Here is a 2,885-nt window from a genome sequence, read left to right as displayed (position 1 = left end):
CCGCCGGGGCTGATCTTCGACGCGCGCACCTCCTACCGCGTCACCGATTGGGCGCAAGTTTACCTGCGGGCCGAAAATCTGTTCGACGCCGATGGCCGCGAAACCGCGCGCTACCGGTCGCCGGGCCGCTCGGCCTATGCGGGCCTGAAGGCGGAGTTCTAGTGCGGCTGACCGGCCTTCTGGCGCTGGGGGCGGCGGCACTCGCCGCCTTCAGCCTCAGCCTATTTTGGGGGGCGCTGCCGCTCCCCCCCGCCTCGGTTCTTGCGGGACTGTTCGGAGAGGGGGAATCCGCGCTGATCGTCCAGCAAATCCGCCTACCCCGCGCGGCACTAACGGTGCTGATCGGCGGCAGCCTCGGGCTTTCCGGCGCGGCCTTGCAGGGTCTGCTGCGCAATCCGCTCGCCGAACCCGGCCTGCTCGGCGTCTCCAGTTGGGCCGCCTTGGGCGCGGTGATCGCACTGTACTTCGGTTTTTCGGTAGAAGTCCCGGTCTCGCTGCCCGTCGCCGCCCTCCTCGGCGCGGCAATCCCCTCGCTTGCCCTCCTCAGCCTCGCCCAGCGCGACGCGCGCACCGGGCCGATGATTCTGGCCGGGATTGCGCTTTCGTCCTTCGGCGGGGCCTTGACCGCCCTGATGCTGAACCTTGCGCCGAACCCCTACGCCATTTCGGAGATGGTGCTGTGGCTGCTGGGCTCGGTGCGTGACCGCTCATTGGACGATCTCGCCCTGGTTCTGCCCTTCATTCTGGTCGGTTGGGCTCTGCTGCTGTCCTGCGCGCGCGACCTCGACGCCCTAACTCTGGGAGAGGAAGCCGCCGCGAGCCTCGGCGTGCGCTTACGCTGGCTAAAAGCCCGGCTGATCGCGGGGGTTTGCCTCTCGGTCGGCGCGTCCGTCGCCGTTGCGGGCAGCATCGGCTTTATCGGTCTGGTCGTCCCCCACCTGATTCGCTGGATCGCCGGGCCGTCACCGGGGGCCGCGCTACTGCCCTCGCTGATCGGCGGCGCGCTGCTCTTGACCCTCGCTGATCTGTCCGTGCGGATCATCCCCAGCAGCGGCGAGTTGCAACTGGGTGTCGTCACCGCCCTCATCGGTGCCCCCGCCTTTATCGCGCTGCTCTGGCGTTATCGGAGCGAAGCATGATCCGCGCGGAAGGTATCTCCGTCGCAATCGGCGACCGTCATCCCCTGGCCGACGTCTCTGTCGAAGCTTTCCCTGGCCGCGTGACCGGGATCATCGGTCCGAATGGTTCGGGCAAAACCACGCTGCTGCGGGTTCTGGCGGGCGTATTGACGCCGACCGGCGGACAAGTCTATCTCGACGCTCGCCCGCTAGCGGACTTCAGCCCCGCCGCCCGCGCTAAACGAATCGCCTATCTGCCCCAAAGCGGCAGTGTCGCCTGGCCGATCCGCGTGCGCGAATTGGTAGCCCTCGGCCGCCTGCCGCAGTCACCCGACCGCTGGCGCTCGCCCCTGCACCACCCAACGCCGCAGGACCAAGCCGCGATTGCCCGCGCGCTCGCCGATGCCGCCTGTACCGAGTTTGCCGAACGCCCTTACCCCTCCCTCTCGGGCGGGGAGAAAGCCCGCGCGCTGCTGGCCCGTGCGCTTGCCACCCAAGCGCCGGTTCTGCTGGCCGACGAGCCCGTCGCCGCCCTCGATCCGGCCCATCAGGTGCGCGTGCTTCAGGTATTGCAGGCCCAGGCGCGGGCCGGGCAGACCGTCGCCGTCGTGTTGCACGATCTCTCCCTCGCGGCGCGGTTTTGCGACCGGCTTGTGCTGCTAAACGCAGGCCGAATCGCCCTTGCCGGGCCGAGCGACGAGGTTCTGGACTCCCCCCTCCTCGAGACCAGCTTCGGCACCCGTTTCCATCGCAACTTCAGCGGCCCCGTGCCCGTGCTGGTGCCAACCCATCCAATCGAGACCAATGATGACCGTTGAACTTTCCGTTTGCACCTCCTGCCGCCGCGACCGGGCCGGCCCCTATGACGCCGAAAAAACCGATGGGAGATCCTTTGCCCAAGCGGTGGAGGCAACGGCGCAGGACGCGACAAACCTTCGCGTTCGCCGCATCGGATGCCTGCTGCAATGCAACCATGGTTGCTCCGCCGGGCTCACCGCGCCGGGTAAATGGAGCTACGCACTGGGCAATCTGCCGCCAACCCAGGCGAGCGCCGATATGCTGGTTGCTTTCGCCAAACTCTATGCCGACAGCCCGGACGGGGTGGTTCCTTTCGCCCGGTGGCCGCGCGGTATTCAGGCCCATTTCAGCGCGCGCCTGCCCCCCATGCTGGCGTGATCGCCCGAATTTGCTTGGCAGAGCCCCCATGCATCGGCTTATCTGTCGCGCCCGTGATTTTCTTAGCTCAAGACTGGTCTGCCGTGTCGAACGCCTCGGTAACTGCTTCCCCTGCGCCCACCTTTTTGGCGCCCTCCGCCCCGACGCTGCTGCCGACCGGGTTGCGCGATGCCCTACCCCCCGAAGCCGAACATCAAGCCGCCTGCGTCGCGGCCCTGCTGCGCGGTTTTTCGGACGAAGGCTATGAGCGCGTCGAGCCGCCCCTGGTGGAGTTCGAAGACTCGCTGCTCGCCGATGCCGACACGAGCGTTGCCCGCCAAACCTTCCGGCTGATGGACCCGGTCTCGCAGCGCATGATGGGCGTGCGCCCCGATATGACCATCCAGGTCGCCCGCATCGCCACCAGCCGCCTTGCCCACCGCCCGCGCCCGCTTCGCCTCGCCTATGCCGGGGACGTGCTGCGGGTGAAGGGTAGCCAGTTGCAGCCGCAGCGCCAGTTTACCCAAGTCGGGATTGAACTTATCGGTGCCGCCTCGGTCGCCGCCGATGTGGAGGTGATCCGCTGCGCGCTGGAGGGGTTGAGCGGCCTTG

General features: G+C 67.7%; 4 protein-coding genes. All 4 read left to right on the top strand.

The annotated features are described in order from the left end of the window. Positions 1-161: 161 nt before the first annotated feature. Positions 162-1,139, top strand: a complete 978-nt coding sequence (locus ACIQ36_RS19760; protein WP_395832552.1) for a FecCD family ABC transporter permease — start codon at positions 162-164, stop codon at positions 1,137-1,139. Further along, entirely contained in the window at positions 1,136-1,936 is an 801-nt protein-coding gene (locus ACIQ36_RS19755) for an ABC transporter ATP-binding protein (protein ID WP_395832550.1), read from the top strand. The genes ACIQ36_RS19760 and ACIQ36_RS19755 overlap by 4 nt, the downstream gene beginning before the upstream one ends. Further along, positions 1,926-2,294: a DUF1636 family protein gene (locus tag ACIQ36_RS19750; protein ID WP_395832548.1), complete on the top strand. Its 369-nt coding sequence runs from the start codon at positions 1,926-1,928 to the stop codon at positions 2,292-2,294. The genes ACIQ36_RS19755 and ACIQ36_RS19750 overlap by 11 nt, the downstream gene beginning before the upstream one ends. Positions 2,295-2,419: 125 nt before the next feature. After that, positions 2,420-2,885, top strand: a 466-nt coding sequence (locus tag ACIQ36_RS19745; RefSeq protein ID WP_395832546.1) for an ATP phosphoribosyltransferase regulatory subunit, incomplete at its 3' end; no start/stop codon positions are given.

Source organism: Elstera sp., from assembly GCF_044372965.1.
Classification (GTDB): domain Bacteria; phylum Pseudomonadota; class Alphaproteobacteria; order Elsterales; family Elsteraceae; genus Elstera.
Note: the sequence above shows the minus strand (reverse complement) of the source record. Positions and strands in the feature narration are given on the sequence as shown.